Origin of the sequence: Dokdonella sp. (assembly GCF_017744955.1) — a bacterium.
Lineage (GTDB): Bacteria > Pseudomonadota > Gammaproteobacteria > Xanthomonadales > Rhodanobacteraceae > Dokdonella_A.
This window is the reverse complement of record NZ_JAGIAG010000018.1, coordinates 1-25217: the sequence shown is the minus strand read 5'-3', so window position 1 is coordinate 25217 and position 25217 is coordinate 1. Positions and strand designations below refer to the sequence as shown.

Sequence of the window (25217 nt, the reverse complement as noted above, 5' to 3'; positions counted from 1 at the left end):
GGGATTGGATCGGCGCCGCCCTGGCCGCAGTTTCTTTTCCGAATCCCCAATCTCCAATCCCGGCCCCAACGCATGTCCCTGAAGATCACCGAACTCTGCGTCAACTGCGACGTCTGCGAGCCGGTCTGTCCGAACGCGGCGATCAGCCTGGGTGCGGAGTTCTACGAGATCGCGCCGCAGCGATGCACCGAATGCGTCGGCCACTACGACACGCCGCAGTGCGTGGAAGTGTGCCCGGTCGAATGCATCATCACCGATCCGCAGCATCCCGAATCGCGCGATCAACTGCTGGCGAAGTTCGACGTCCTGACCCGGACGGACGTCCACGAGAAAGGCGGCCACGGATTGCCGCTGCCGATTCCCGCGCGCAAGGACGACGCCCAAGGAGAAACCTGACATGAAGCGCGTACGCGGCTTCGTCGCCGCGACGGCGACATTCGTCTTCTTCTGCAGCGCCGCGGCGCCGGCCGCCGACAAGCCGCCGCGTGCGGCGATCGCGAGCGCACACACGCTGGCCACGCAGGCCGGTTTCGAGGTGCTCGCCGCGGGCGGCAACGCGTTCGACGCCGCCGTCGCGGTCGCGGCAGCGCTGTCGGTGGTCGAGCCGCAGAGTTCGGGCATCGGCGGCGGCGGCCTGTTCCTGCTGCATCGCGCGAGCGACGGCAAGGAAGTGATGGTCGACGCGCGCGAGACCGCGCCGGCCGCGGTCGATTCGAAGTTCTATCTCGACGCCAACGGCGAGCCGGATCGCGACCATTCGACCAACGGCCCGCTTTCAGCGGCGATTCCGGGCGAGCCGGCCGGCCTGGTCTGGCTGGCGCGGCACTACGGCAAGCTGCCGCTGACGAAATCGCTGGCGCCGGCGATCCGCCTCGCGCGCGAGGGTTTCCAGCCGGACGGCCGGTTCCTGAAGGAGCTGGCGGCGCGCAAGGAAGTCATCGCGCGCTATCCGGGTTCCGCCGCGCTCTATCTCGTCGACGGCGAGGCGCCGAAGGCCGGCTGGACGTTCAAGTCGCCGGATCTGGCGCGCGTGCTCGAGCGCATCGCCGAGCACGGCAACGACGGTTTCTATCGCGGCGAACTGGCGAAGACCCTGGTCGACGGCGTGCGCGCGGCCGGCGGCAACTGGACGCTCGACGACCTCGCCAAGTACGAGGTCAAGGAGCGCGCGCCGCTCGCCTTCGACTATCGCGGCTGGCGCATCGTCACCGCGCCGCCGCCGTCGTCCGGCGGCATCGCGCTGGCCGAGATGCTGAACGTCCTCGGCGGCTACGAGCTGTCCAAGCTCGATCGCGTGCATCGCGTGCATCTCACCGTCGAGGCGATGCGCCGCGCATACCGCGACCGCGCCGAATACCTCGGCGATCCGGACTTCGTCGAGATGCCGATCGCGCGGCTGATGAGCGCGGACTACGCGGCCGGCCTGCGCGCATCCATCCATCCGGAGAAGGCGACGCCGAGCGAACTGCTGCCGCCGTACCTCGCTCCGCCGCAGGGTACGCACACGACGCATTTTTCGATCATCGATCGCGACGGCAATCTCGTCTCGGCCACGCAGACGGTCAACCTGATCTTCGGCTCCGGCTTCGTCGTTCCCGGCACCGGCTTCGTGCTGAACGACGAGATGGACGATTTCGCCCTGGTCGCCGGCAAGCCGAACGCGTTCGGCCTGCTCGGCAACGAGCGCAACGCGCCGCGGCCCGGCAGCCGCCCGCTGTCGTCGATGACGCCGAGCTTCGTGATCGGCGCCGACAAGGTCGGCGTGATCGGCACGCCCGGCGGCAGCCGCATCATCACGATGGTGCTCGAAGGCATCCTCGCCTTCGTCGACGGCGAGTCGCCCGAGAAATTCGTCGGCAATCCGCGCTATCACCACCAGTACATGCCCGACGTGATCTCGGCCGAGAAGGACGCCTTCACGCCGGACGAGGTCAAGGCGCTCGAGGCGATGGGGCACAAGGTCAACGAGTCCGAGCGCCGCTGGGGTTTCATGAACGCGGTCAGCTGGGACAAGAAGACCGGCGCGGTGCAGGCGGGTTCCGATCCGCGCGGCGATTCGGGGAGCGGGTTGGTGAAGCCGTGATTGGTGATTCGGGATTGGTGACCGCAGGGGCGGCGCGTTCGCGACTGCTCGCGGAATGAATCGCGAATTGTGACTTGCGCGAAACTGCGGGACCTGTAGCCTCCTCTCCCGAATCCCGAATCCCGAATCCCGAATCCCGAATCCCGAATCCCGGATCCCGGCTCCGAATGAAACTCTGGTCCCTCCTAGGCAATTCGCAGAAGCTCGACGGCGGCGCGATGTTCGGCAACGTGCCGCAGGCGATGTGGTCGCGCTGGATCACGCCGGACGAACACAACCGCATTCCGCTCGCCTGCCGCGCGCTGCTGGTCGACGATCTCGACGGCAAGACGGTGCTGTTGGAGACCGGCATCGGCGCGTTCTTCGATCCGAAGATGCGCGAACGCTACGGCGTGGTCGAGGATCGTCACGTCCTGCTCGATTCGCTGCGCGAAGCCGGCTTCTCGCACGAGGACGTCGACGTCGTGGTCGTGTCGCATCTGCATTTCGACCATGCCGGCGGCCTGCTCGACGCGTGGCGCGAAGGCGAGCCGCCGCGCCTGTTGTTCCCGAACGCGACCTACGTCGTCGGCGAGGAATGCTGGCAGCGCGCCCTGCATCCGCATCCGCGCGACCGCGCCTCGTTCATCCCGGAACTGCAGCCGCTGCTCGAAGCCTCCGGCCGGCTCGAGCGCGTGCAGGGCGAACGCAGCCTCGCGCTCGGTCCGCACGTGCGGTTCAGCTATTCCAACGGCCACACGCCGGGCCTGATGCTGGCCGAGGTCGAAAGCGCCGACGGCGGCATCGTATTCTGCGCCGACCTGATCCCGGGGCGGCCATGGGTGCATCTGCCGGTGACGATGGGTTACGACCGCTATCCGGAACTCCTGATCGACGAGAAGCGCGCGTTCCTCGACGACAAGCTCGCACGCGGCGTCCGGCTGTACTTCACGCACGACGTCGGCTGCGCCGCCGCGCGCGTGGTGCGCGACGACAAGGGTCGCTACTCGACCGTCGACGAACGCGCCGAACTCGTCGCGGAGGCGGCGTGAGCGAGCGCGCGAACCGCGGCGCGACGACGGCGCAGGTGCTCGTCGGGGTGACGCTGGCGATCGCGATCGTCGCCTTGCTCTGGCTCACCTGGCGCCAGCGCACCGAGACCGCGCCGGCGTCGGTCGCCACCGCGGAAACCACGCCGCTGGCGGTGTCGGCCGACCGCATCGATCCGGCCAACCAGGGCCGGTTGATCGAAGTCAGCGGCAGGTTGCGCGGGAAGGACGCGCCGCGCGACGAGCAGTTCGGGATCCATGCCGAGGCGGGAGCGATCGGCCTGATGCGTTCGGTCGAGATGCGGCAATGGGAAGAGACCTGCGCGCAGGAGAAATGCGAGTACGAGCAGGTCTGGTCCGCGCAGCTCATCGATTCGAGCGAATTCCGCCAGCGCCAGGGGCACGAGAATCCGCAGCGAGCGCCGTTCGACGGCGATCTGTTCGACAGCGACGAACTGCGCCTTGGCGCATTCCGTTTCGATCCCGACCTCGCCGCGCAGGTGCTCTTCGACGTCGAGGCGCCGGTCGCGCTGCCGGTGCGCGCGTCGCAGCTGCCGCCGAACCTGGCGGCGACCTTCCGCGACAGCGACGGCGCGCTCTACACCGGCGATCCGCAGCACCCGGCAATCGGCGACCTGCGCGTGAGCTATCGCGTCATCGCGCCGGTCGAGGTGTCGCGCATCCACGGCATCCAGGACGGCGAGTGGCTGCGGATGCCGGCCGCAAACTGACGTCGAAGAGGGAGGGGAGACGATGCGAATCACCGCGATTTACGCCGCATTGGCGGCGCTGCTCGTACTGGTTCTGGCCGCGCGCGTGGTGATCGCGCGCAATACCCGAAAGGTCGGCCTCGGCGACGGCGGTGACGGCGACCTCGCCAGACGCATCCGCGCCCACGCGAATGCGCTGGAGAACTTGCCGCTGGCGTTGCTGCTGCTCCTGCTGCTGGAGCTGAACCAGACGCAGCCGGTCCTGCTGCACGGCTTGGGCATCGCTCTGATCGTCGCGCGCATCGCGCACGCGATCGGCCTGTCGCGTTCTTCCGGCCACAGCGTCGGCCGTTTCGGCGGAACCGGGCTGACCTGGCTGGTGATGCTGGCGATGGCGTTGCTGTTGTTGTGGCAGGCCTTCGCGTTCACGCGGCTGACCTGATTTCCGCGCCCGCTGCGGGGGCGCCGGTCGCGGCGAGGTGGAGAGGATCCGCGCCGACTAGGAATGCGGATCGCCGAACAGCGCCTCGCCGTGATCGAGCAGGTAGAGGCCGGCGAACATCTTCGGGTCGATCGAGTAGCCAGCGCGGATCTTCGCCACCAGCCACGCCGGGGCTTCCGCCCGCGGGATCTCGTGCACGACGATGTCCTCGGTCTCGTCGCCGCCGCCCGCGTGCGCGCGCTCGAGTTCGTAGGCGCGCACGAAGGCGAGGATCTCGTTGCTCATGCCGGCCGAGGTCGGTCCGGCCATCAGGAATTCGATGCGGCCGGCGCGGTAGCCGGTTTCCTCGATCAGTTCGCGGTGCGCGGCCTCGACCGCGCTTTCATCGGCGTTGCCGGCGACGTCGCCGACCAGGCCGGCCGGCATCTCGATGGTCATGCATTCGATCGCCGGCCGGTACTGCTCGACGAAGAGAATGCGGTCCTCGGGCGTGACCGCGACAATCATCACGCCGCCGCCCGGATTGGTGCGCTCGGCGTATTCCCAGCGCCCGCGCTTCTTCAGGCGTAGCCAGGTTCCGTTGCAAAGCGTCTGTGTTTCGGTCATGGTAGGCGGCTTTCCTGAACTTTCCTGAGCCCGTCGGGTCTTGCTACGTCCGGCTAGCTTGCGAGGTACCCTCGATGAAGATCAAGCAGATTCTGTGTGCGCTCGCCTTCAGCGCGATGGCGGCGACGGCGTTCGTGCGGCCCGCATCCGCCGACGGCCAGCCGGCCGTCGACCCGGCCAAGCTGAGCGAAGCCCAGATCACGCAGATGCAAGTGCCGCAGGCGCTGTTCAAGCTGGCGACGATCTACAAGGAGAGCGGCGATCTCGAGCGGCTCTCCTGGGCGCTGCGCCGTCTCGTCGCGCTGCGGCCGAGCAGTCCGGAGCTGAAGCTCGCGCTGGCCACGACCTACGCGCAGCGCGGCCAGAAGACCGAGACCTACGAGCTCCTGCTGGCGATGCAGAAGCAGGGCCTCGGATACGACCTGACCAAGAACGAGAACTTCAGCAAGGTCTCCGACACCCGCGTCTGGAAGTACATCCTCGAGGGTCTCGAGGCGAACCTGAAGCCGTTCGGCGAAGGCAAGGTCGCCTTCTCCCTGCCGGCGGGCGACTACATGTTCGAGTCGCTGGCCTACGATCCGGCGCGCAAGCGGTTCCTCGCCGGCAGCGTCCGCGAAGGCAAGATCTACCTGGTCGGCAAGGACGGCAAGCTCGAGGACTTCATCACGCCGAGCGCGGCGAACGGGCTGTGGAGCGTGTACGCGATGGCGGTGGTGCCGGAGGACGACGCGCTGTACGTCGCCAGCACCGCATCGGTGTACTTCAAGGGCTTCAAGCAGGACGACTACGGCAAGGCCGGTGTGTTCAAGTTCAAGCTGTCGACCGGCAAGCTCGTCGACAAGTACCTGCTGCTGCCCGACGGAAATCCGCGCACCCTGTCGACCATCGCGGCCGGACGCGGCGGCCTGGTGTTCGCCGCGGACGGGCTGCGCAACCAGATCTATCGCCTCGACGGCGGCCAGCTGAAGCTGACGATGGAAAATCCGCACCTGACCAGCGTGCGCGGCCTCGCCCTGGACGACGCCGGCAAGACGCTCTACTTCGCCGACTTCTCGCTCGGCGTGTTCGGCATCGACCTCAATGCCGGCAGGGGCTTCGACGTCGCCTACGATCCGCGCTCGCTGACCCTCGGCGGCATCGACGGCCTGTACTGGTACCAGCAGAACCTGGTGGTGATCGAGAACGGCATGAGCCCGCAGCGCGTGATGCGCCTGTCGCTCAGCGAAGACGGCCGCAAGATCATGCGCGCCACGCCGCTCGACGCGTCGAATGCCGACTTCGAATTGCCGACGTACGGCGCCATCGACGGCGACGGGCTGTACTTCATCGCCAACAGCCAGAAGAACCTCTACGACGGCTACGGCACCCTGAAGAGCGACGCGAAACCCAAGCCGGTGAAGGTGTTCCGCAGCGACCTGCGCTTCGCCTGGGATGCGAAGGGCACGCCCGACCTGCGCCCGCCGCACATGATGCCGATGCTGCCGGAGAGCCGCTCCACGCCAGGCACCGGCGTATTCGGCAACGTGGTAGGCGGTTCGAAGAGCGCCGCCGGCGGCTGACGCCCGGCGGGCTCGCACTCGGCGGCGAGGTTTTCGCGTCGTCGAGTGCGCGGCGCCGGCCGCGGCGATTCGATTCGCGGCAGCCGCGAACGATCGGGCCGATATTCCCCGGCGATGTCATGCCCGCGAACGCGGGCGTCTCCGGAAGGACTGGCGCATCCTGCCGCGAGAAACTTCCCGCACGGCGCTGCCGCCGCGCAGCTCGTCCTCGCCGCTCAGGCCTCCCGCATCGCGGGAATGACGGCGTCTTCCGCGGCTTCTCTTCGCGTCGCCAGGGCACGCACGCGTGTCCGCGTCAGCGGGCCGAAGTTGAGCCGGTCGAGCAGGACTTCCAGCTCGCCGTCGAACGCGCGGCGGCGATAGCCCGCTTCGTCCGCCGGCACCGGCGCGTCCAGCGCGATGCCGGTGAGGCGGCGCGACAGGCGCGCGAGTTCGGCGTGCTCGCGCAGCTTCTGCGCTGCCGCGGCCGCGCCGCGCGTGCGCAGGAACGCGACCTCGTCGGCGCGCTCGAGCAGGGCGTCGAGCGTGCCGAAATGGTGCAGCAGGATCGCCGCGGTCTTCGCGCCGATGCCGGGCACGCCGGGAATGTTGTCGGTGGCGTCGCCGGTCAGGGCGAGATAGTCGGCGACCTGGTCCGGCCGTACGCCCAGGCGCTGCTTCACGCCGGCGCCGTCCCAGCGCAGATTGCGCGACGGGTCCCATTGTTCGTCGTGCAGGCCGATCAACTGGCCGAAGTCCTTGTCCGCCGAGACGATCACGCTGCGCACGCCGGCGCGCCGCAGCGCTTCCAGCGCGCTGCCGATCAGGTCGTCGGCCTCGTACTGCGTATCGCGCAGCACGATTGCGCCGAGTGCCTGCGCGATGCGCCGGCAGCTGTCGAACTGGCGCAGCAGATCCGGCGGCGCCGGCGGCCGGTTCGCCTTGTAGTCGGCGTAGATCGCGTTGCGGAAGCAGGTGGTCAGCGACTCGTCGAACGCGACGGCGAGGTGCGTCGGCTGCGCGCGCTCGAGCAGATCGAGCAGGAAGCGCGTGAAGCCGTGCACCGCATGCGCCGGCGCACCGTCGGCGTCGAACACGTCCGGTCCTTGCGCGAACCAGGCGCGACAGACGTAAAGACTGCCGTCGACGAGATGCGCGGTTCTCATCGCGCGCGGACGCAAGGCGAGCGGGGCGGGAGCGCGCGCTCGTGACGCAACGGCATGAAAAGCACGGAAATCAAGCGGACTCCGACACACGGCGAACGAGAGGCATGGTTTAGCATACCCGGACAGGGCCGCAGATCGTTCGGTTCGCGGCGGAGGGGGCCGCGATGGACTTGCAGTTCCGCACGGCCGGCCGCATTGCGTGGTCCGCCGTGACGGATGAGGAAAGCCATCATGACGGGCTCAGACAACGCCACAACGGATCGTCCGGCCGACGACCTCACCGACTTGTTCCGCGCCTGGCGCGACGGTGAATCGGGCGCGTTCGACGCCTTGTTCGCCGCGCTCTACCAGCAGTTGCGCGCGCTGGCCCATCGCCAGGCGTCGCGCGGCGGCGCCGGCACGATGCTGCAGACCACCTCGGTCGTCCACGAGGCCTACTTGCGGCTCGCCGGTTCCCCGCAGATCGAGGTGGAGGGACGCGAGCACTTCTTTTCGCTGGCCGCGCGCGCGATGCGTTTCGTGCTGGTCGACTACGCGCGCATGAGCGGATCGGACAAGCGCGGCGGCGACGCCTTGCTGGTGACCCTTGGCGAAGCCGTCGGCGTGGCGGCGCCGACCGCATCCGCCGAGGAAGTGCTGATCATCGACCAGGCGCTCGAACGCCTGGCCACGCTCGACGCCCGCCAGGCGCAGGTGTTCGAGCTGCGCTCGTTCGGCGGCCTGACTGTCGATGAGATCGCCGAGCTGATCGGCGTCGCCCGCGCGACCGTCAAGCGCGACTGGGACAAGGCGAAATTGTTCGTCGCGCGCGAGCTGGGCGGAGGCGCGCCGGCGTGAATGCCGGCGGCGACGACGCGGCGGCGCGGCGCTGGGCGCGCGTCGGAGAGATCCTCGATCGCGCGCTCGGCGCGTCCGGCGCGGAACGCGAGCGGATCGTCGAGGAATGCTGCGCGGGCGACGCGGACTTGCGCGCCGAAGTCGAAAGCCTGCTCGGCGCGGAAGCGGTCGCCGACGCGAAGCTGGAGAACCGCGTGCTCGAATGGGCCGGCGATCTGGCCGGCGAGGAGATCCCCGGTGTCGCCGCCGAGCACGTCACCGGCGACCTGATTGGCGGCTGGCGCCTCGGCGGGGAAATCGGCCGCGGCGGCATGGGCACGGTCTGGCGCGCCGAGCGCGCCGACGGCGTGTTCGAGGAGCGCGCGGCGTTGAAGCTGATCCGGCGCGGGCTGGACAGCGACGCGATCCTGGGGCGCTTCCTGGCCGAGCGCAGGATTCTCGCGCGGCTGCAGCATCCGAACATCGCACATCTGGTCGACGGCGGCATGACCGAGGACGGCCGGCCGTACTTCGCGATGGAGCTGGTCGAAGGCGAGCCGATCACGACCTGGGCCGACGCGCGCAAGCTGTCCGTGCGCACGCGCGTCCGCCTGCTGCTCGGCGCGATCGACGCCGTGCAGCACGCGCACCAGCGGCTGGTGATCCATCGCGACCTGAAGCCGTCGAACATCCTGGTGACGACGACGGGCGACGTGAAGCTGCTCGATTTCGGCATCGCCAAGCTGCTCGACGCGGAAACGGCCGGAGCGGAGTCGGCCTCGCTGACCCAGCTCGGCCTGCGCATGCTCACGCCGGAATACGCCGCGCCGGAACAATTGCGCGGCGAATCGGCGACGACCGCCACCGATGTCTACGCGCTCGGCGTGCTGCTCTACGAATTGCTGGTCGGCGAGCGCCCGACCGCCGCGCGCCACCAGCAGGGGCCGCCGGCCGACGGCTCGGTGCGTCCGGTGCCGCGCCCGTCGACGCGCGTCGGCGAGCAGGCCGCGCACGACCGCGGGAGCAGCCGCGATCGTCTGCGACGCGCGCTGCGCGGCGACCTGGACACGATCACGCTGCGCGCCTTGCACGAGGAACCGGAGCGCCGCTATCGCACCGCCGAGGCGCTCGGCGACGACCTGCGCCGCTATCTCAATGGCCGCCCCGTGCGCGCGCGGCCGGACAGCGTGGGATATCGCGTGCACAAGTTCGTCGTGCGCAACCGGCTGGCGACCGCCGCGGCGGTGCTGGCGACGCTGAGCCTCGGCGGCGGCCTGTTCGCCACCGCCTGGCAGGCGCGCCGTGCGGAACAGCGCGCGGACGAAGCTCGACTGCAGGCGCAGCGCGCCGAGGAGGTCAAGGGTTTCCTGGTGCGCATCTTCGAAGCCGGCGGCACGCGCGAGTGGCGCAAGGAGCCGACCGCGCGCGAACTGCTCGACGCCGGCGCACGTCGCGTCGACGAGGAACTGGCGGCCAATCCTGCGTTGCGCGCGGAGATGCAGGCCGTCATCGGCGAGCTCTATCTGGACCAGGGCCGCCTGGACGCCGCGGAGCCGCTGCTGCGGAGCGCGCTCGAGCAGCGGCGCAGGTCGCCCGGCGAAGGCAGCGCGGAGTACGCCGACTCGCTCTACCAGTGGTCCGTGCTGCTCCACGAGAAGGGCGACTGGCGCGAGGCGCAGGCCGCGCAGACGCGCGTGCTGTCGCTGCTGCGCGGCGGCGCCGCCGCTGATCGGTCCGCCGATCGGCCGGACGATCTGCCTGACGATCTGCCTGACGATCGGCGCGTGGCGAAGGCGCTCGGCGGCCTGTCGGCGTCGACGTGGGCACTCGGCGATGCGGACGAGGCGATCCGTCTTCGCCGCGAGGCGATCGCCATCGCGCGCCGAGCGAGTGGTGCCGACGATGGTGCCGTCGCCGACGATCTGCGCCTTCTCGCGTCGATGCTCGCCGAGCGGCAGCAGTACGCCGAAGCGGAGCCGCTGTTCGAGGAGGCGCTGGCGATCTACCGGCGCGTCCACGGCGCGCGCAGCGTGCGCTACGCGCTCGGACTCAACGACCAGGCGGTCGCACGCCAGAGCCGCGGCGAGATCGAGCGCGCGGCGACCGCCTATCTGGAAGCGGCCGACATCTATCGCCAGGCGGGCGATCCGATCGATCGGGAAGAGTCGATCCATCGCTACGGCAAGGCGCTGTGCACGCTCGGCCGTTTCGACGAGGCGGAGAAGCGCCTGCGCGAATCCCTGGAGCTGGTGAAGCGCGACCACGTCGCCGCGGACCGGGTGACCATGCGCACGCTCGATCTGGGCGCCTGTCTCCTCGAAGCGGGGCGTCATGCCGAGGCGGATGCGCTGCTGCGCGCCGGCCTGGATGGGCTGCCGCGCAATGGCGAATCGGACACGAGCTGGGCGGCGTCCGCTGCCTGCAAGTACGCCGACTCGTTGCTCGAGCAGGGCCGCCTCGACGAGGCGAAGCCGTGGTTCGAGCGCGCCCTGCGCTCGTCCGGCCGTCTGCTCGGCGCGGACGACGCATCCGGCGCCGACTGCCTGCGCGGCCTTGCCCGCGTGAATTTCGCCGCGGGCGCGCGCGAGGAGGGATTGGCGCAGACGCGGCAGGCGTTGCAGGTCCTGCGGCGCACGCGCGGACCGACCCATCCGGCGGCCGCGGCGGCCGCCGTCGACCTGGCCGCGCTGGAGCTGCGCGCCGGTAACGCCGAGGACGCGGAAGCGCTGCTGCGCGAGGCCGAGCCGGCGTTCGAGTCGAGCGGCGACCGTCCGCACCTGGTCATGGTGCGCATGCTGCGGGGAGCGGCGTTGAGCCGGCTCGGGCGTGCGGACGCCGCGCAGCCGCTTCTGCGCGAGGCGTTCGCGGCGCGGCGCGGCTTATACGGCGAACGCAACGTCAGGACCGCCGAGGCCGAGATCCATCTCGGCCGATGCCTGATCGAGAATGGCGAGAAGAAGGAAGGCCGGCGCCTGCTCGAACACGGACGCTCGATCCTGCGCCAGCGCATGCGCGGGCACGAGGCGCTCGATATCGCCAACGCGGCGCTCGCGCGGACCTGACGCAATCGTTCCGCGGCAGGGCGAACGCTCGGGATCGCTCAGCGACCCCGAGCGGCGTGCCGGTCGAGCGTGCGGATTTCGCGACCGGAACGCCTCACCTCATGTTCGCTGCGCGGTCAGGCGTTCCACTCGCCGAGGATGTCCGCCAGTGCCGGGCGGTTGCGCTCGGGGGCCGGCTCGCGGCTGGTGCCGATGTGCACGAAGCCGACCACGCGCTCGTGCGCGGCGAGGCCGAGCAGGTTCGCCGCTTCGCGGTCGTAGGCGGCCCAGCCGGTCAGCCATTGCGCGCCGTAGCCGAGCGCCTGCGCGCCGAGCAGCAGGTTGTAGGCGACGCAGCCGGCCGAGAGCAGTTGTTCCTGCTCCGGCACCTTCGGGTGGTTCGCTTCGAGCCGCGCGATCACGGCGACGATCAGCGGTGCGAACGAATAGCGCTCGCGATCCTTCTGCAGCGCCGCCGGCGGCGCGTCGGGCTCGTTGCGCGCGTGGATTTCGGCCAGCGCCGCGCCGAGCTTCGCGCGTGCTTCGCCGCGGACGACGAGCAGGCGGAACGGCACCAGCTTGCCGTGATCCGGCACGCGGATCGCGGCGGTGAGCAGGCGTTCGAGTTCGGCGGCGTCGGGACCGGGTTCGCCGAGCTGGCGCGAAGGGACCGAACGGCGCTGGTTGAGAGTGTCGAGTGCGGACAAGGGAAGTTCCGGAAAGCGATGACGAATGGGGTCCGAGCATAGCGGACGCCTCCGACATGTGCTGGTCGTGTGCGGCGCATTCAAGTCGCGGCCCCGGCGGCTCGCCATGCGCCGCTGAACTAGGCTAGGATCGAGATTCATCTGGGGTGCGAGAGGCAGGCATGGCGACGACGATCGTGGCGTTGCGCGAGACCGTTCCCGGCGAGCGCCGTGTCGCGCTCACTCCCGAAGTCGCCAAGAAGCTGCGCGCGCGCGGCGCACGCATCGTGCTGCAGGACGGCACCGGCGCCTCCGCGTATTTCCCCGACGCCACCTACGCCGACAGCGAGATCGCTGCCGCGTCCACCGCGCTGGCGCAGGCCGACGTGCTGCTGAAGGTGCAGCCGCCGTCGCTGGAAGAGATCGCCGCGTTGAAGGAAGGCGCGGTCGTGATCGGCCATCTGCAGCCGCATCTCGCTCCCGAACGCACGAAGGCGCTGCGCGACCGCAAGATCACCGCGTTCGCGATGGAACTCCTGCCGCGCACGACGCGCGCGCAGGCGATGGACGTGCTGTCCTCGCAGGCCGCCGTGTCCGGCTACAAGGCCGTGCTGATCGCGGCCGAGGCGGCACCGAAATTCTTCCCGATGCTGACCACCGCCGCCGGCACGATCCGGCCGAGCAAGGTGCTGATCGTCGGCGCCGGCGTCGCCGGCCTGCAGGCGATCGCGACCGCCAAGCGCCTCGGCGCGCAGGTCGAAGGCTTCGACGTGCGGCCGGAGACGAAGGAGCAGATCGAATCGCTCGGCGCCAAGTTCCTCGACCTCGGCGTCAGCGCCGCCGGCAGCGGCGGCTACGCGCGCGAGCTGACCCAGGAAGAACGCGACAAGCAGCAGCAGGCGCTGGCCGACCACCTGAAGAACATCGACGTGGTCGTCACCACCGCCGCCGTGCCCGGGCGCAAGGCGCCGCGGATCATCAGCGCGGCGATGGTCGCCGGCATGCGCCCCGGCGCGGTGATCGTCGACATCGCCGCGGAAACCGGCGGCAACTGCGAGCTGACCAGGGCCGGCGAGTTCATCACCACCGACAACGGCGTCGGCATCATCGGCCCGGTCAACCTGCCGGCCAGCGCGCCGGTGCACGCCAGCGAGATGTACGCGCGCAACCTCTACAACTTCCTCGAGCTGTCGCTCAAGGACGGCGCGCTGACGCTGGATTGGGACGACGAGCTGATCGCCAAGACCTGCATCACGCATGCGGGCGAGATCCGGCACGAGCCGACCAAGGCGCTGGTCGACGGATCCTGACGCCGTCATTCCCGCGGAGGCGGGATCCATGGGCTCCAAGGTTCGACGCAGTTCGCGAAACAGGGATTCCCGCTTTCGCGGGAATGACGAAGCAAAGACGAGAGCAGCCACATGATCGACGGATTCCTCGCGCTGTACATCTTCATGCTCGCCGCGTTCACCGGCAAAGAGATCATCGGCCGCGTGCCGGTGATCCTGCACACGCCGCTGATGTCGGGCTCGAACTTCGTGCACGGCATCGTGCTGGTCGGCGCGATGATCGCGCTGGCGCACGCCGAGTCGCCGCTGGCCATCGCGATCGGCTTCATCGGCGTCGTTCTCGGCGCCGGCAACGCCGCCGGCGGCTACGTGGTCACCGAACGCATGCTCGAGATGTTCAAGTCGAGTAAGGACGAGAAGAAGGGATGAGCGCGATGGACACTCAAATGATGCTCGTCTGGGTCGCCAAGGCCAGCTACTTCCTCGCCGCGGTACTGTTCATCCTCGGCATCAAGCGCATGTCCTCGCCGGTCACCGCGCGCAAGGGCATCGTCTGGGCCGGCGTCGGCATGGTCATCGCGACGCTGGCGACGTTCGCGATCACGCGCGGCCACAACCTCGGCTACATCCTCGCCGCGATCGCGCTCGGCGTGGTCCCGACCTGGCTCTGGGGCAAGAAAGTCGCGATGACCGACATGCCGCAGATGGTCGCGCTGTTCAACGGCATGGGCGGCGGCTCGGCGGCGGCGATCGGCGCCGGCGAACTGCTCAAGTTCTCGCACGCCGGCGCGCCGACGCCGCCGCTGGCGACGCTGGCGCTGGCCGTGATCGGCGCGCTGATCGGCGCGATCTCGATGACCGGCTCGATCATCGCCTGGGCCAAGCTCGACGGCCGCATGGACAAGCGCTTCACCTTCGGCGGCCAGCAGGTGGTCAACTTCGCCGTGTTCGCGGGGGCGGTGCTGGCCGGTCTGGCGCTGGTGTTCTGGAAGCTCGACGCGAGCCTGGTGGTGGTGTTCTTCCTGCTCGCGCTCGCCTTCGGCGTGCTGATGACGCTGCCGATCGGCGGCGCCGACATGCCGGTGGTGATCTCGCTGTACAACGCGTTCACCGGCCTCGCGGTCGCGTTCGAAGGCTACGCGATGGGCATCGAGGCGCTGATCGTCGCCGGCATGGTGGTCGGTGCGGCGGGCACCTTCCTGACCCAGCTGATGGCGAAGGCGATGAACCGCCCGATCAGCAACGTGCTGTTCTCCAATTTCGGCGGCGGCGGCGAAGGCGCCGAGATCGCCGGCGCGCAGAAGCCGATCGACGCGGCCGACGCGGCGTCGCTGCTGTACATGGCCGAGAAGGTCATCATCGTGCCGGGCTACGGCATGGCCGTGGCGCAGGCGCAGCACAAGATTTGGGAACTGTCGCAGGCGCTGATCAAGGCCGGCAAGGAAGTGAAGTTCGCGATCCATCCGGTCGCCGGCCGCATGCCTGGCCACATGAACGTGCTGCTCGCCGAAGCCGGCGTGCCGTACGACCTGATCGCCGACATGGACGACATCAATCCCGAGTTCAAGACCTGCGACGTCGCCATCGTGATCGGCGCGAACGACGTGGTGAATCCGGCCGCGAAGACCGACAAGTCCTCGCCGATTTTCGGCATGCCGATCCTCGACGTGGTCGATTCGCGCCAGACCATCGTGATCAAGCGCGGCAAGGGCACCGGCTTCGCCGGCATCGAGAACGCGCTGTTCTACGCCGACAACACGCGCATGCTGTACGCCGACGGCAAGGAAGCGGCGAACCAGCTGATCTCCGAGCTGAAGGCGATCGAGGGCGGCGGCGGGCACTGAGCGAGGCATGTGCCGCTTCGCGCCGCGCGCGATCCTGCTCGCCGTCGCGGCGTGCTGCGCGGCGTTCGCGAGCGGCGCGCAGGCCGCGACGGCGATCGCGAATGCGCGCATCGAAGTCTTCAAGGCCGAGCGCGAGCTGCGCGTCTACTCCGGCGACGCGCTGCGCAAGACCTACCGCATCGGCCTCGGCAGCAACCCGGTGCCGCCGAAGCGTCGCCAGGGCGACCGAGCGACGCCGGAAGGGCGCTATTTCATCTCGCACAAGAACCCGCGCAGCCAGTTCTACCTCTCGCTCGGCGTCAGCTATCCGAACGCGGACGATGCCGAGCGCGGCCTGCGCGAGAAGCTGATCGGCAAGGCGCAGCGCGACGGCATCGTGCGCGCGATCGAGGCGCGCCGGCCGCCGCCGTCGAACACGGCGCTCGGCGGCGACATCTTCGTGCACGGCAACGGCTCGGCATCGGACTGGACCTGGGGCTGCATCGCGCTCGACGACGCCGACATGAAGGAACTGTACAACTCGATCGAGGCCGGCACGCCGATCACGATCCATCCCTGAGCGTCAGGCTTCGATCCGAGGCTGCGATCGTCAGGCCGGAACGTCGGCAGCCGTCGCCACGACCACCGCGAACAGATCGCCGAGTGCCGCCAGCGACGCGGCCTGCAGCGCGGATGCCGCCAGCGTGCCGCCGTCGGCGGTCGGCAGCGCGCGCGTCGCGGTGGCGTCGCCGGGCACCGTCACCTGGTAGCCGAGATTGAACGCGCCGCGCGTGGTCGAGTTGATGCACATGTGCGTCATGAAGCCGGCGACGACGAGCCGGTCGCGGCCGAGCGCCTTGAGGCGGGCGTCGAGATCGGTGCCGACGAACGCGTTCGGAAAGTTCTTCACGATCACCGCTTCGCCCTCGCGCGGCGCGACCGGCGCGGCGATCGCGCCGATGGGCGTGCGGATGTCGAACGGCGTTCCCGCGCCCGAGTCGTGCTGGATGTGCACGATCGGCGCGCCGGCGCTGCGCGCGCGCTCCAGCAGTTCCGCGCAGCGTTCCAGCGCGGCCTCGACGCCGTCGAGCAACATCACGCCCTCGCGGTAGGTGTTCTGCGCGTCGACGATGATCAGCGTCGATTCGGACAACGACGCGGGAGCGGCGGGGCGGCCGGCGAGATCGCGCAGGGTGACGAGCTTGGACATGGCACTTCCTTTCGGTTCGTAGGGAGCGCCAGCGTAGCTTCGCGGGTATCCTGCGTGAATTCACATTCGTGCACGTCGAACCTGCAAAATTGCAGGCAGGTCCGGAGCCGCTCATGCATTGGGACGATCTGCGTTTCCTGGTCGAAATCGGCCGCTGCGGCTCGCTGGCCGCCGCGTCGCGGCGCCTGCGCGTGGACCAGACCACGGTCGCGCGACGCCTGCGTGCGCTCGAACGACGGCTCGGCGCGACGTTGTTCGAACGCGTCGACGGCCGCTGGATCGCGACGGCGCTCGGCCTGCGCGTGCTCGAACGCGTCGAAGGCATCGAGGAGAGCGTCGCCGGCATCCAGCGCGTCGCCGCCAGCGGCGGCAAGGCCGTCGCCGGCACGGTACGCGTCACCTCGATCGCCTCGATCGCGATCGGCTATCTCGCGCCGCGGCTGCCGTCCCTGTACGCGCGTCATCCGGTGCTCACGGTCGACCTGATCGAGAGCAACGAAAACTTGAGCATTTCGCGGCGCGAAGCGGACATCGCGATCCGCCTCGCGCGTCCGGACAGCGGCGATTTCCTGATCCGCAAACTGGTCGATTGCGGGCTCGCGTTGTACGAGAGTGCGGACCCTTCCGCGGCGCGCGCGGCGGAGGATTGCTGGGTCGCCTATCGCGAGGACCTGGCCGGCACTCCGGAGATGCGCTGGATCGAGCAGCATCGCGACGGCGGCCGCATCCGCCTGCACTCCAACAGCCCCGGCGGCCTCGCCGCGGCGATCGCCGGCGGCGTCGGACGCGGCATCCTGCCGTGCTTCCTCGGTGATGCGTGGCCGGGCCTGCGCCGGGTGAGCGGGCGCGAGCCACTGCTCAACCGGCCCTTGTGGCTGCTCAGCCATCGCGAGGCACGCCGCCAGGCCGGCGTGTCGGCAGTGGCGCAGTGGTTGACCGAATGCTTCGAGGCCGACGCGTCGAGTTTCGTCGGCGTGCTGTCGCGCGATCCGGCGCCGCAGCGGCGCCGGCGCTGAGTCGGGCCGATCGAAGCGGCGTCAGCGCCGCCAGGTGGCGAGCACGGCGCCGGCCAGGGCGAGCAGGACGATGACGCCCGACCAGCCGCGCAGATTCGCCGCGGCGATGTCGACTGCCATCGCGGGATCGATCTGTACCAGGGCCGCGCGCATCGGCAGGCCGAGCAGTGCGGCGACCTGGGCGACCGCCTGCAGGTAGAACGCGTAAGCCGTCGCCAGCGCGACGCAGACCGCGGCGGCGAGCGCGCCGCCCCAACGGCCCGCGTAGCCGTTGCCGCGCAACTGCCAGACCACGACCGCGGCGACGACGAACGCGAACGCGGCGAGGTCGCCGCGCGTGTACAGGGAGAGCAGGCACCAGACCGCGCCGCCGGCGAGCGCGCACATCAGCGCGATGACGAGGCCGAACACGCGCGGGCGCTGCATGGCATTGGTGGCGGACATCGGCGGCATCGCTCCGGCGCCGACCCCTGGCGCGAAACAATCGATGATAACAGCGGCGCGCGCAGTCGCGCGGAATCCCTTCGTTCCTCCTCGCGGAGGCTTCAGTCGAGCAGGAAGCCGTTCAATTCCGCGGTCGTCAGCGTGCGATCGAGGTAGTCGAAGCGGCCGTTCTCGCGGATCTCGCGCGCGGCGGCGTGCAGGCCGCTCATCGCGGCGCGGTAGAGCGAGGTGGCGAGGCTGATGCGGCGCACGCCGGCCGCTTCGAGCTCGGCCACGGTGAACGAACGGCCGCGGATGCCGACCATGAAGTTCAGCGGTTTCGTCAGCGCCGCGCAGACCGTGCGCACGGCGTCGAGATCCGGCAGGCCGGGCGCGAACAGCACGTCGGCGCCGGCGCGCTCGTAGGCCTGCAGGCGGCGGATGGTGTCGTCGAGATCGGCGCGGCCGTGCAGGAAGTTTTCCGCGCGCGCGGTCAGCGTGAAGCGGAACGGCAGCGCGCGTGCCGCTTCGGCGGCCGCGGCGACGCGTTCGACGGCATGCGCGAGATCGTAGATCGGCTGCGTCTCGTCGCCGCCGAAGTCCTCGATCGAGCCGCCGACCAGGCCTACGTCGGCGGCGAGACGGATCGTCTCGGCGACGACCTCGGGCGCGTCGCCGAAGCCGTTCTCGAGATCGGCCGACACCGGCAGGTCGGTCGCGGCGACGATCGCACGCGCGATCGCCAGCGATTCCTCGCGCGTGATGCCGCCGTCGTGCCGTCCGAGCACGGCGGCGCTGGCGCCGCTGGAGGTCGCCAGCGCGTCGAAGCCGAGTCCGCCGAGCAGGCGCGCGGAGCCGGCATCCCAGGCGTTGGCGATCACGAACGCGTGCGGCTGCTCGTGCAGGGCGGCGAAGCGTTCGGCTTTGGCGGCGGCATCGATGTGCATGAGGCGAGCCCTCGTGGGTTCGGAATTTCGCCGGCGATCAGCGCCCGACCCTCTAGCGCTCGACCATCGGCTTGGAGAAATGGAAGCCCACGATCGTCATTCCGTGGCGGAAGTAGAAGCGATGCGCGCGTTGACGCTGCGTGCCGGAGTCGAGCGTGAACGTCTGGCAGCCGGCCGCGCGCGCGAGCGCTTGCAGGTGGACGAGCAGCGCTTCGCCGACGCCTTCGGATCGTCGCGTCTCGTCGGTGACGAGGTCGTCGACGTACATGTGCAGGCCGTCGAACGTGTTTTCGTGGATCCGGTACACCGCCACGCCGGTCACCGCGCCGTCGCGCACGGCGACGCACAAGCGACCGCCGTCGGCGAAGACGCGAAGCATCTTGCGCTCGTAGTCGGCCGGCAGGTGCGGGCGCAGTTGCCGATGCACCGTCTCGGCCTTGGCCAGCCATTCCGGTTCGCGCACCGATCCCGTCGCGTCGTTGACGTCGACGATGCGCAATGCCGACGCGTCGGGCGGCGTCGTGGCCGTGGGACGGTTCATCGGCGTGCTCCCGGCGCGAGCAGCGCGCGCACCGAGGCGGGCAGGCCCGCGTCGCCCATCGAGGCATCCGGTTGCGGCGCGGCGTAGCGCGTCTCGATCGGCACCACGCCGGCCCAGTGCGGGAGTGCCAGATCGGCCGCGTCGTCCTTGACCCCGCCGTCGCGCACCTTCGCGCTGGCGTCCTCGATCTCGAAGCGCAGCAGCTTGGTCGCGGCGAGTTCGTTGCGGTCGGCGGCGCGCGATTCGGCGGCACGCCCCGGGATCAGCGCCTCGACGAGGCGCTCCAGCGCGGCGGCCTTCTGCGCCGGGTCGTCGACCAGCACGGCGCGGCCGAACGCGACCACCGAGCGATAATTGACCGAATGATTGAAATGCGAGCGCGCCAGCACCAGCGCGTCGGTCAGCGTCACGCCGACGCAGGCCGGAACGCCTTCGCCGAGGCGGTTCAACAGGCGGCTCGCGATCGAGCCGTGCAGCAGCAGCGCGTCGCCGTCGCGCGCGTACAGCATCGGGATCACCACGGGCTGGATCGCACCGGGCTGCGTCTCCACGCAGAAGCCGACGTGGGCGATCATGCCGGCGTCGAGGATCGCGTGGATCGCCTCGCGCTCGTAGTGCGCGCGCTGCTTGACGCGTTGCACGTGGTGGCGGGGCTTGCGAGTACCCGGGCGAGGTTCCATAGATGTTTCCCGACGAACGAGGCGATACCGTAGCGCCGCTTATTGGTACCATGTAGCACCAAGATTCCGGTCATCGACAGGGCCAATCATGTACCTCGACCTGGACGGCCAGGGCGCGCGCTACGCGCAGCTGATCCGCGCCTTGAAGGGCGCGATCCTCGACGGCCGCTTCGCCGCCGGTGCGCGTCTGCCGGCGAGCCGCTCGCTCGCACGCGAACTGGACCTGTCGCGCAACACGGTGCTCGCCGCCTACGAGCAACTGCAGGCGGAGGGCTTCCTGCTCGGCCGCGTCGGCTCGGGCAGCTTCGTCGCCAACGTCGGCAGCACGGCGCCGCCGAAGCGGCCGTCGAACGCGCTGATCGCGCCGCTGTCGGCGTTCGCGCGGCGCGCGCTGACCAACACCGACGGCCGCGGCATTCCCGGTCGCCAGCACTTGGACCTGCGCTACAACCTGCAGTACGGCCTGCCGCTGGTGAATCCGCTGCTGGCGAGCGTGTGGCGGCGCGAGGTCAGCCGCGCGGCCGAACACGCCGAGTTCGACTATCCCGACGCGCAGGGCCTGCCGACGCTGCGCGAGCAGATCTGCGACTACCTGTCGCGCCGGCGCGGCGTGCCGGCCGCGCCCGAGGACGTCCTGATCGTGTCCGGCACGCAGCAGGCGTTCTCGCTCGCCGCGCGCGTGCTGCTCGAGCCCGGCGACACGGTCGTGCTGGAAGATCCGCACTATCGCGGCGCGCGGCAGGCGTTCACCACGCACGGCGCGCACGCGCGCGGCTGCCGCGTCGACGCCGACGGCCTGGTGCCGGCCGCGCTGCCGGCCGGCGCGCGGCTCGCCGTGGTGACGCCGTCGCACCAGTTCCCGACCGGCGCCCTGCTGCCGCTGACGCGCCGCGTCGAGCTGCTCGATTGGGCCACCGCGCAGCACGCCTGGCTGATCGAGGACGACTACGACGGTGAATTCCGCTACGGCGGGCGCCCGCTGGCGGCGCTGAAGTCGCTCGACCGCGACGGCCGCGTGATCTACATCGGCAGTTTCTCCAAGGCGCTGTTCCCGGCGCTGCGGCTCGGCTACATGGTGCTGCCGCCGGCGCTGCGCGACGCCTTCGTCGCGGCCAAGTGGCTGGAGGATCGCGGCAACAACTCGCTGGAGCAGGCCGCGCTGGCGCACCTGATGCACAGCGGCGGCTTCGAGCGCCACCTGCGCCGCGCCGCGCTGGCGCTGCGCGCGCGCCGCACGACGATGCTGAACGGGCTGAAGAAGCATGCGGCCGGGGTCGTCGAGGTGGTCGACTCGAACGCCGGCATGCACCTGACCGCGTGGCTGACCAAGGCCAATCATGGTGATTGCGAGCGCCTCGTCGCGCATGCGCGCGAGCGCGGCCTGGGTCTGTACACGGTGGCGCCGTACTGCATGAAGCCGCCGCCGCGCCCGGGCCTGGTGCTCGGCTACGCCGGCCTGCCGCCGGCCGACATCGAGGCGGCGATGAAGCTGTTCGGGCGCTGCCTGCAGGAAATCGGCCTGAAGTGAACCGGCGTGTTGAAGCGGGGCGGCGCCGCCCTGATCTGAGCCTCACGGGCGACGAGTCGCCGCGGCCGGCATAATGCGCGGCTGATTTCCTCGGCCGACCGAGAGCACGATGGGCTACAGCCAAACCTCCGAACCGATCCGCCTCGAACGCGACTGCGACGCCGTGATGGTGCCGCAGGGCGAGGTCGTGACCCTGCCGGCGGGGCAGGTCGGCTACATCACGCAGGCGCTCGGCGGCAGTTTCACCGTCTACGTCGACGGCAACCTGTTCCGCATCCGGGGCGCCGACGCGGACGCGCTCGGCAAGGAAGTGCCGGCGGCGCTGGAGCTGCCGGAGGGCGCCGGCGACGCCGACGTGGAGAAGCTGGTGTGGCAGCAGCTGCGCACCTGCTTCGATCCGGAGATTCCGATCAACATCGTCGAACTCGGACTGGTCTACGACTGCGACCTGGAACGCCTCGACGACGGGCAGCGCAAGGTCAACGTGCGCATGACGCTGACCGCGCCGGGCTGCGGCATGGGCGACATCCTCGTCGACGACGTGCGCACCAAGCTCGAGGCGATTCCGACCGTGGCCGAGGCCGACGTCGACCTGGTCTTCGATCCGCCGTGGAACCAGACCATGATGTCCGAGGCGGCGCGGCTCGAAACCGGCATGCTCTAGGGCCGCAAGGCAGTCGAACGATCCCGCCGCCGCGTCGTGGAACGCCGGTGCGCGGATGAAGAGCGGTTCTCTCGCAGAGGCGCAGAGGACGCAAGGAAAGCGTTTTTTTCTTAGCCTCCGCGCTCCCTGCGTCTCCGCGAGAGCCCGCTCTTTTTTCCCACCTCGAACAACGAGATTTCCCGTAGCGGACACGAGAAGCGGTCGTCGTCGCGCCGGCCGCGTTTCGTTTAGCATCGGCGGAACGGGGAGGGCACCATGAAAGCTCGTTTGCACCTGTTCGCGCTGTTGCTGTTTTTCGTCAGCCTGATCTACGACCTGCTCGTCTGGGGCGCCGTGCCGGCGTTGGACGAGGTCGGTCCCGCGATCGCCGACTCGGCGCGCCGCGAGGCGCCGCTGGCGGCGACCTACATCGCGCTCGGCGCGTCGATCGACGCGGCGATTCCGTTCCTGCAGTCCTTCGGCCGCGAGCGATTGACCGAGGCCTGGTCCGAGAGCTTCGAGCGCATCCGCGAGGACAAGACGGTCGCGATGGATCTGGTCTTCGGCACCACCTGGAACGCCCAGCACCGCTGGATCAAGACGATGTACTGGGCGCCGCCGCTGCTGCTGCTGGCGACGCTGGTGCTGTGGCTGCGGCGTTCGAAGCAGGTGCACATGCTCACCCCGCGCCGCTGAGCGCGCGGCCGAATTTTTCGATGCCCCGCGACGTGCGCGTGTCGCGCGCGATTCTTCAGATTCCGTAAAAATGCCCGCTGTTTTTGTGTGCGTCACTGCGTGGAAATACGCATTGGTATGGTGCTAGCGTCGTCAAGCGCTTCGCTCGTTGGATCGCGAAGCGCCGGTACCGCGGCGCCGTGCAGCAATGCAAGGCGCCGTCGCAGAAAAAGCCCGACCACGGACTTAGAGAGGAGTCCGCAGCCAGGCGGATGCGACCGCGGGGCGGAGGGAGTCGCTGAACGGTCGTCGCGCAACTCGCAGCGCGGCGGTTTCGTCCACTCCAACGCTTGGGGATACAACCAGCATGTCCATTTCGCACCGTCGTATGCGGCGTTCCGTGCTCGCGGGCGCCATTCTTGCCGCCGGTCTGTTTTCGGCGGCGCAAGCCGCAACTCCCGTCAGTGCAACCGATCTGCAGACCTATGCGGACCGCGCGAACTTCGCCGCGGCTTCCGAGCAGATCCTCTACCAGCGCTACATCGTGACCTACGCGCAAGGCAGCGCGCAGCGCACGCAGCAAGCCGCCAAGCGGCAGGACCTCGAGCGCGTCGCCGCGGAAACCGGCCTCCAGGTCGAACACGTGCGCGCGCTCTCGACCGGCGCGGATCTCGTCACCGTCACCGGCGACCGGCAGCGCTTCGCTTCCTACGCCGACAGCGCGCGCCAGGTGATGGTCGCGTTCGCGAAGAATCCGGCGGTCGAGTACGTCGAGCCGGACCGCATCATGCACGCGGTGCTGACGCCGAACGACACCAACTACGGCAGCCAGTGGGACCTGACCGATCCGACCGGCGGCGTGAACCAGCCGGCCGCCTGGGACGTGTCGACCGGCAGCGGCATCAAGGTCGCGGTGATCGACACCGGCATCACGCCGCACAGCGACCTCACCGGGCAGATCGTCGGCGGCTACGACTTCATCAGCGATTCCACCGCCGCGCGCGACGGCAACGGTCGCGATTCCAATCCGAACGACGAGGGCGACTGGAACAACGCCACCGAGTGCCCGCCGTACGGCGCTTCGAACTCGAGCTGGCACGGCACCCACGTGACCGGCACGATCGCCGCGCTGACCAACAACGCCAAGGGCGTGGCCAGCATGGCCTACGGCGCGAAGGTCGTGCCGGTGCGCGTGCTCGGCAAGTGCGGCGGTTCGGTGTCCGACATCGTCGACGCGATCGTGTGGGCCTCGGGCGGCTCGGTCAGCGGCATCCCGGCGAACGCGAATCCGGCGCGCGTGCTGAACCTCAGCCTCGGCGGCGGCGGCGCCTGCGGCTCGTTCCAGGCGGCGATCAATACCGCGCGCGCGAACGGCTCGGTGTTCGTCGTCGCGGCCGGCAACGAGAACCAGAACGTGACCAACTCCTCGCCGGCGAACTGCAGCGGCGTGATCTCGGTCGCGGCGACGACCAAGGCCGGCGCGCGCGCGTCGTATTCCAACTACGGCAGCACGATCGTCGTGTCGGCACCCGGCGGCGCCGGCACCGGCGGCAGCGCGGACATCCTGTCCACGCTGAACAGCGGCACCACCACGCAGAGCAGCGAGACCTACGCCTACTACGCCGGTACCTCGATGGCCTCGCCGCACGTGGCGGCGCTGGCGGCGGCGGTGCTGGCGAAGAACTCGGCGCTGACGCCGGACCAGGTGAAGAACCTGATCACCGCCAATGCGCGTCCGCTGCCGGGCAGCTGCTCGGGCGGCTGTGGCGCCGGCATCATCGACGCGAAGAAGACGCTCGACGCGGTCGGCGGTGGCGGCGGCAACGTCGCGCCGGTGGCGAACTTCAGCTTCACCACCAGCGGGCTCACGGCGAACTTCACCGATTCCTCGACCGACAGCGACGGCAGCATCAGCGCGCGGTCGTGGAACTTCGGTGACGGCGGTACTTCGACCGCGGCCAACCCGAGCCACACCTACGGCGCGGCCGGCACCTACAGCGTCGCGCTGACGGTGACCGACAACGGCGGACTGACCAACACCAAGACCCAGTCGGTCACGGTCTCCGGCGGCGGTGGCGGCAACGTGCTGCAGAACGGCGTCGCCGCGACCGGCCTCACCGCCAGCACCGGCAACTCGGTGACCTACACGCTGAGCGTGCCGGCCGGCGCGACGAACCTGAAGTTCGTCACCTCCGGCGGCAGCGGCGACGGCGACCTGTACGTGAAGTTCGGCTCCGCACCGACGACCTCGAGCTACGACTGCCGCTCGTGGAACTCCGGCAACAGCGAGACCTGCACCATCACCACCGCGCAGGCGGGCACCTAC

Annotated in this window: 25 protein-coding genes; 17 read left to right on the top strand and 8 right to left on the bottom strand. The window is 69.7% G+C overall.

Going from position 1 to position 25217, the window contains the following annotated elements:
- Positions 1–72 precede the first annotated feature (72 nt).
- The 5 genes from J7520_RS18630 to J7520_RS18610 all read left to right on the top strand — a co-directional run bounded on the left by J7520_RS18630 (position 73) and on the right by J7520_RS18610 (position 4263).
- Positions 73–396: a YfhL family 4Fe-4S dicluster ferredoxin gene (locus J7520_RS18630; RefSeq protein ID WP_291191780.1), complete on the top strand. Its 324-nt coding sequence runs from the start codon at positions 73–75 to the stop codon at positions 394–396.
- Position 397: 1 nt separating this feature from the next.
- Positions 398–2083, top strand: a complete 1686-nt coding sequence (gene ggt, locus J7520_RS18625) for a gamma-glutamyltransferase (protein WP_291191778.1) — start codon at positions 398–400, stop codon at positions 2081–2083.
- Positions 2084–2250: 167 nt separating this feature from the next.
- Positions 2251–3114, top strand: a complete 864-nt coding sequence (locus J7520_RS18620) for an MBL fold metallo-hydrolase (RefSeq protein WP_291191776.1) — start codon at positions 2251–2253, stop codon at positions 3112–3114.
- A complete protein-coding gene (locus tag J7520_RS18615) occupies positions 3111–3842 on the top strand; it encodes a TMEM43 family protein (protein ID WP_291191774.1) in 732 nt (243 codons plus the stop codon). Before J7520_RS18620 ends, J7520_RS18615 begins: the two co-directional genes overlap by 4 nt.
- Positions 3843–3864: 22 nt before the next feature.
- Positions 3865–4263, top strand: a complete 399-nt coding sequence (locus tag J7520_RS18610; protein WP_291191771.1) for an MAPEG family protein — start codon at positions 3865–3867, stop codon at positions 4261–4263.
- A gap of 57 nt (positions 4264–4320) precedes the next feature.
- Here J7520_RS18610 and J7520_RS18605 read toward each other — a convergent pair whose 3' ends face one another.
- The gene (locus tag J7520_RS18605) at positions 4321–4869 is read right to left on the bottom strand and encodes an NUDIX hydrolase (RefSeq protein ID WP_291191768.1); all 549 of its coding nucleotides are present in this window, start codon (positions 4867–4869) and stop codon (positions 4321–4323) included.
- 74 nt (positions 4870–4943) lie between these two features.
- Between J7520_RS18605 and J7520_RS18600 the strand changes: the two genes are divergently transcribed.
- Positions 4944–6428, top strand: a complete 1485-nt coding sequence (locus tag J7520_RS18600; protein WP_291191765.1) for a hypothetical protein — start codon at positions 4944–4946, stop codon at positions 6426–6428.
- Between the two features lie 215 nt (positions 6429–6643).
- Here the strand turns inward: J7520_RS18600 and J7520_RS18595 are convergent, their stop codons facing one another.
- Positions 6644–7573 (bottom strand): 5'-3' exonuclease H3TH domain-containing protein, encoded by a 930-nt coding sequence (locus J7520_RS18595; RefSeq protein ID WP_291191762.1) that lies wholly within the window; start codon positions 7571–7573, stop codon positions 6644–6646.
- A gap of 231 nt (positions 7574–7804) precedes the next feature.
- Between J7520_RS18595 and J7520_RS18590 the strand changes: the two genes are divergently transcribed.
- A complete protein-coding gene (locus J7520_RS18590) occupies positions 7805–8410 on the top strand; it encodes an ECF-type sigma factor (protein WP_291191759.1) in 606 nt (201 codons plus the stop codon).
- Positions 8407–11451 carry a tetratricopeptide repeat protein gene (locus J7520_RS18585; RefSeq protein ID WP_291191756.1) on the top strand — a complete coding sequence of 1015 codons (3045 nt, stop codon included), beginning with the start codon at positions 8407–8409 and terminating at the stop codon, positions 11449–11451. Before J7520_RS18590 ends, J7520_RS18585 begins: the two co-directional genes overlap by 4 nt.
- Positions 11452–11567: 116 nt before the next feature.
- On the opposite strand, the gene J7520_RS18580 is transcribed toward J7520_RS18585, so the two are convergent.
- Positions 11568–12137, bottom strand: a complete 570-nt coding sequence (locus J7520_RS18580) for a nitroreductase (protein ID WP_291191753.1) — start codon at positions 12135–12137, stop codon at positions 11568–11570.
- 161 nt (positions 12138–12298) lie between these two features.
- On the opposite strand from J7520_RS18580, the gene J7520_RS18575 reads away from it, so the two are divergent.
- From J7520_RS18575 to J7520_RS18560, 4 genes are all read left to right on the top strand, one after another.
- A complete protein-coding gene (locus J7520_RS18575; RefSeq protein WP_291191750.1) occupies positions 12299–13426 on the top strand; it encodes a Re/Si-specific NAD(P)(+) transhydrogenase subunit alpha in 1128 nt (375 codons plus the stop codon).
- Positions 13427–13537: 111 nt separating this feature from the next.
- Positions 13538–13834 carry an NAD(P) transhydrogenase subunit alpha gene (locus J7520_RS18570; protein WP_291191747.1) on the top strand — a complete coding sequence of 99 codons (297 nt, stop codon included), beginning with the start codon at positions 13538–13540 and terminating at the stop codon, positions 13832–13834.
- Between the two features lie 5 nt (positions 13835–13839).
- The gene (locus J7520_RS18565; protein WP_291191744.1) at positions 13840–15249 is read left to right on the top strand and encodes an NAD(P)(+) transhydrogenase (Re/Si-specific) subunit beta; all 1410 of its coding nucleotides are present in this window, start codon (positions 13840–13842) and stop codon (positions 15247–15249) included.
- A 7-nt stretch (positions 15250–15256) separates the two neighbouring features.
- Positions 15257–15808 (top strand): L,D-transpeptidase family protein, encoded by a 552-nt coding sequence (locus J7520_RS18560; protein WP_291191741.1) that lies wholly within the window; start codon positions 15257–15259, stop codon positions 15806–15808.
- 30 nt (positions 15809–15838) lie between these two features.
- Here the strand turns inward: J7520_RS18560 and J7520_RS18555 are convergent, their stop codons facing one another.
- Positions 15839–16438: a cysteine hydrolase family protein gene (locus J7520_RS18555; RefSeq protein ID WP_291191738.1), complete on the bottom strand. Its 600-nt coding sequence runs from the start codon at positions 16436–16438 to the stop codon at positions 15839–15841.
- 113 nt (positions 16439–16551) lie between these two features.
- On the opposite strand from J7520_RS18555, the gene J7520_RS18550 reads away from it, so the two are divergent.
- Entirely contained in the window at positions 16552–17454 is a 903-nt protein-coding gene (locus J7520_RS18550; protein ID WP_291191736.1) for a LysR family transcriptional regulator, read from the top strand.
- A 21-nt stretch (positions 17455–17475) separates the two neighbouring features.
- On the opposite strand, the gene J7520_RS18545 is transcribed toward J7520_RS18550, so the two are convergent.
- The 4 genes from J7520_RS18545 to J7520_RS18530 all read right to left on the bottom strand — a co-directional run bounded on the left by J7520_RS18545 (position 17476) and on the right by J7520_RS18530 (position 20006).
- On the bottom strand, positions 17476–17898 hold the full coding sequence (locus J7520_RS18545) for a hypothetical protein (protein WP_291191733.1): 423 nt from the start codon (positions 17896–17898) through the stop codon (positions 17476–17478).
- Between the two features lie 101 nt (positions 17899–17999).
- Positions 18000–18824 carry an isocitrate lyase/phosphoenolpyruvate mutase family protein gene (locus J7520_RS18540; RefSeq protein WP_291191731.1) on the bottom strand — a complete coding sequence of 275 codons (825 nt, stop codon included), beginning with the start codon at positions 18822–18824 and terminating at the stop codon, positions 18000–18002.
- Positions 18825–18876: 52 nt separating this feature from the next.
- Complete coding sequence (locus J7520_RS18535; RefSeq protein WP_291191728.1) at positions 18877–19365, bottom strand: GNAT family N-acetyltransferase; 489 nt, start codon at positions 19363–19365, stop codon at positions 18877–18879.
- On the bottom strand, positions 19362–20006 hold the full coding sequence (locus tag J7520_RS18530; RefSeq protein ID WP_291191725.1) for a pyridoxamine 5'-phosphate oxidase family protein: 645 nt from the start codon (positions 20004–20006) through the stop codon (positions 19362–19364). Before J7520_RS18530 ends, J7520_RS18535 begins: the two co-directional genes overlap by 4 nt.
- Positions 20007–20133: 127 nt before the next feature.
- On the opposite strand from J7520_RS18530, the gene J7520_RS18525 reads away from it, so the two are divergent.
- The 4 genes from J7520_RS18525 to J7520_RS18510 all read left to right on the top strand — a co-directional run.
- Positions 20134–21573, top strand: a complete 1440-nt coding sequence (locus J7520_RS18525; protein WP_291191722.1) for a PLP-dependent aminotransferase family protein — start codon at positions 20134–20136, stop codon at positions 21571–21573.
- A 109-nt stretch (positions 21574–21682) separates the two neighbouring features.
- A complete protein-coding gene (gene sufT, locus J7520_RS18520) occupies positions 21683–22237 on the top strand; it encodes a putative Fe-S cluster assembly protein SufT (protein WP_291191719.1) in 555 nt (184 codons plus the stop codon).
- A gap of 255 nt (positions 22238–22492) precedes the next feature.
- Positions 22493–22912, top strand: a complete 420-nt coding sequence (locus J7520_RS18515; RefSeq protein WP_291191716.1) for a hypothetical protein — start codon at positions 22493–22495, stop codon at positions 22910–22912.
- Positions 22913–23258: 346 nt separating this feature from the next.
- On the top strand, positions 23259–25217 hold a 1959-nt coding region (locus J7520_RS18510; protein ID WP_345776924.1), incomplete at its 3' end, for a S8 family serine peptidase.

Coding starts and splice junctions, on each gene's coding strand:
- J7520_RS18540 (WP_291191731.1), bottom strand. CDS start 18,824: ATGCACATCGATGCCGCCGCCAAAGCCGAACGCTTCGCCGCCCTGCAC.
- J7520_RS18590 (WP_291191759.1), top strand. CDS start 7,805: ATGACGGGCTCAGACAACGCCACAACGGATCGTCCGGCCGACGACCTC.
- J7520_RS18545 (WP_291191733.1), bottom strand. CDS start 17,898: ATGTCCGCCACCAATGCCATGCAGCGCCCGCGCGTGTTCGGCCTCGTC.
- J7520_RS18575 (WP_291191750.1), top strand. CDS start 12,299: ATGGCGACGACGATCGTGGCGTTGCGCGAGACCGTTCCCGGCGAGCGC.
- ggt (WP_291191778.1), top strand. CDS start 398: ATGAAGCGCGTACGCGGCTTCGTCGCCGCGACGGCGACATTCGTCTTC.
- J7520_RS18570 (WP_291191747.1), top strand. CDS start 13,538: ATGATCGACGGATTCCTCGCGCTGTACATCTTCATGCTCGCCGCGTTC.
- J7520_RS18555 (WP_291191738.1), bottom strand. CDS start 16,438: ATGTCCAAGCTCGTCACCCTGCGCGATCTCGCCGGCCGCCCCGCCGCT.
- J7520_RS18605 (WP_291191768.1), bottom strand. CDS start 4,869: ATGACCGAAACACAGACGCTTTGCAACGGAACCTGGCTACGCCTGAAG.
- J7520_RS18535 (WP_291191728.1), bottom strand. CDS start 19,365: ATGAACCGTCCCACGGCCACGACGCCGCCCGACGCGTCGGCATTGCGC.
- J7520_RS18525 (WP_291191722.1), top strand. CDS start 20,134: ATGTACCTCGACCTGGACGGCCAGGGCGCGCGCTACGCGCAGCTGATC.
- J7520_RS18595 (WP_291191762.1), bottom strand. CDS start 7,573: ATGAGAACCGCGCATCTCGTCGACGGCAGTCTTTACGTCTGTCGCGCC.
- J7520_RS18515 (WP_291191716.1), top strand. CDS start 22,493: ATGAAAGCTCGTTTGCACCTGTTCGCGCTGTTGCTGTTTTTCGTCAGC.
- J7520_RS18560 (WP_291191741.1), top strand. CDS start 15,257: ATGTGCCGCTTCGCGCCGCGCGCGATCCTGCTCGCCGTCGCGGCGTGC.
- sufT (WP_291191719.1), top strand. CDS start 21,683: ATGGGCTACAGCCAAACCTCCGAACCGATCCGCCTCGAACGCGACTGC.
- J7520_RS18600 (WP_291191765.1), top strand. CDS start 4,944: ATGAAGATCAAGCAGATTCTGTGTGCGCTCGCCTTCAGCGCGATGGCG.
- J7520_RS18620 (WP_291191776.1), top strand. CDS start 2,251: ATGAAACTCTGGTCCCTCCTAGGCAATTCGCAGAAGCTCGACGGCGGC.
- J7520_RS18610 (WP_291191771.1), top strand. CDS start 3,865: ATGCGAATCACCGCGATTTACGCCGCATTGGCGGCGCTGCTCGTACTG.
- J7520_RS18630 (WP_291191780.1), top strand. CDS start 73: ATGTCCCTGAAGATCACCGAACTCTGCGTCAACTGCGACGTCTGCGAG.
- J7520_RS18565 (WP_291191744.1), top strand. CDS start 13,840: ATGGACACTCAAATGATGCTCGTCTGGGTCGCCAAGGCCAGCTACTTC.
- J7520_RS18550 (WP_291191736.1), top strand. CDS start 16,552: ATGCATTGGGACGATCTGCGTTTCCTGGTCGAAATCGGCCGCTGCGGC.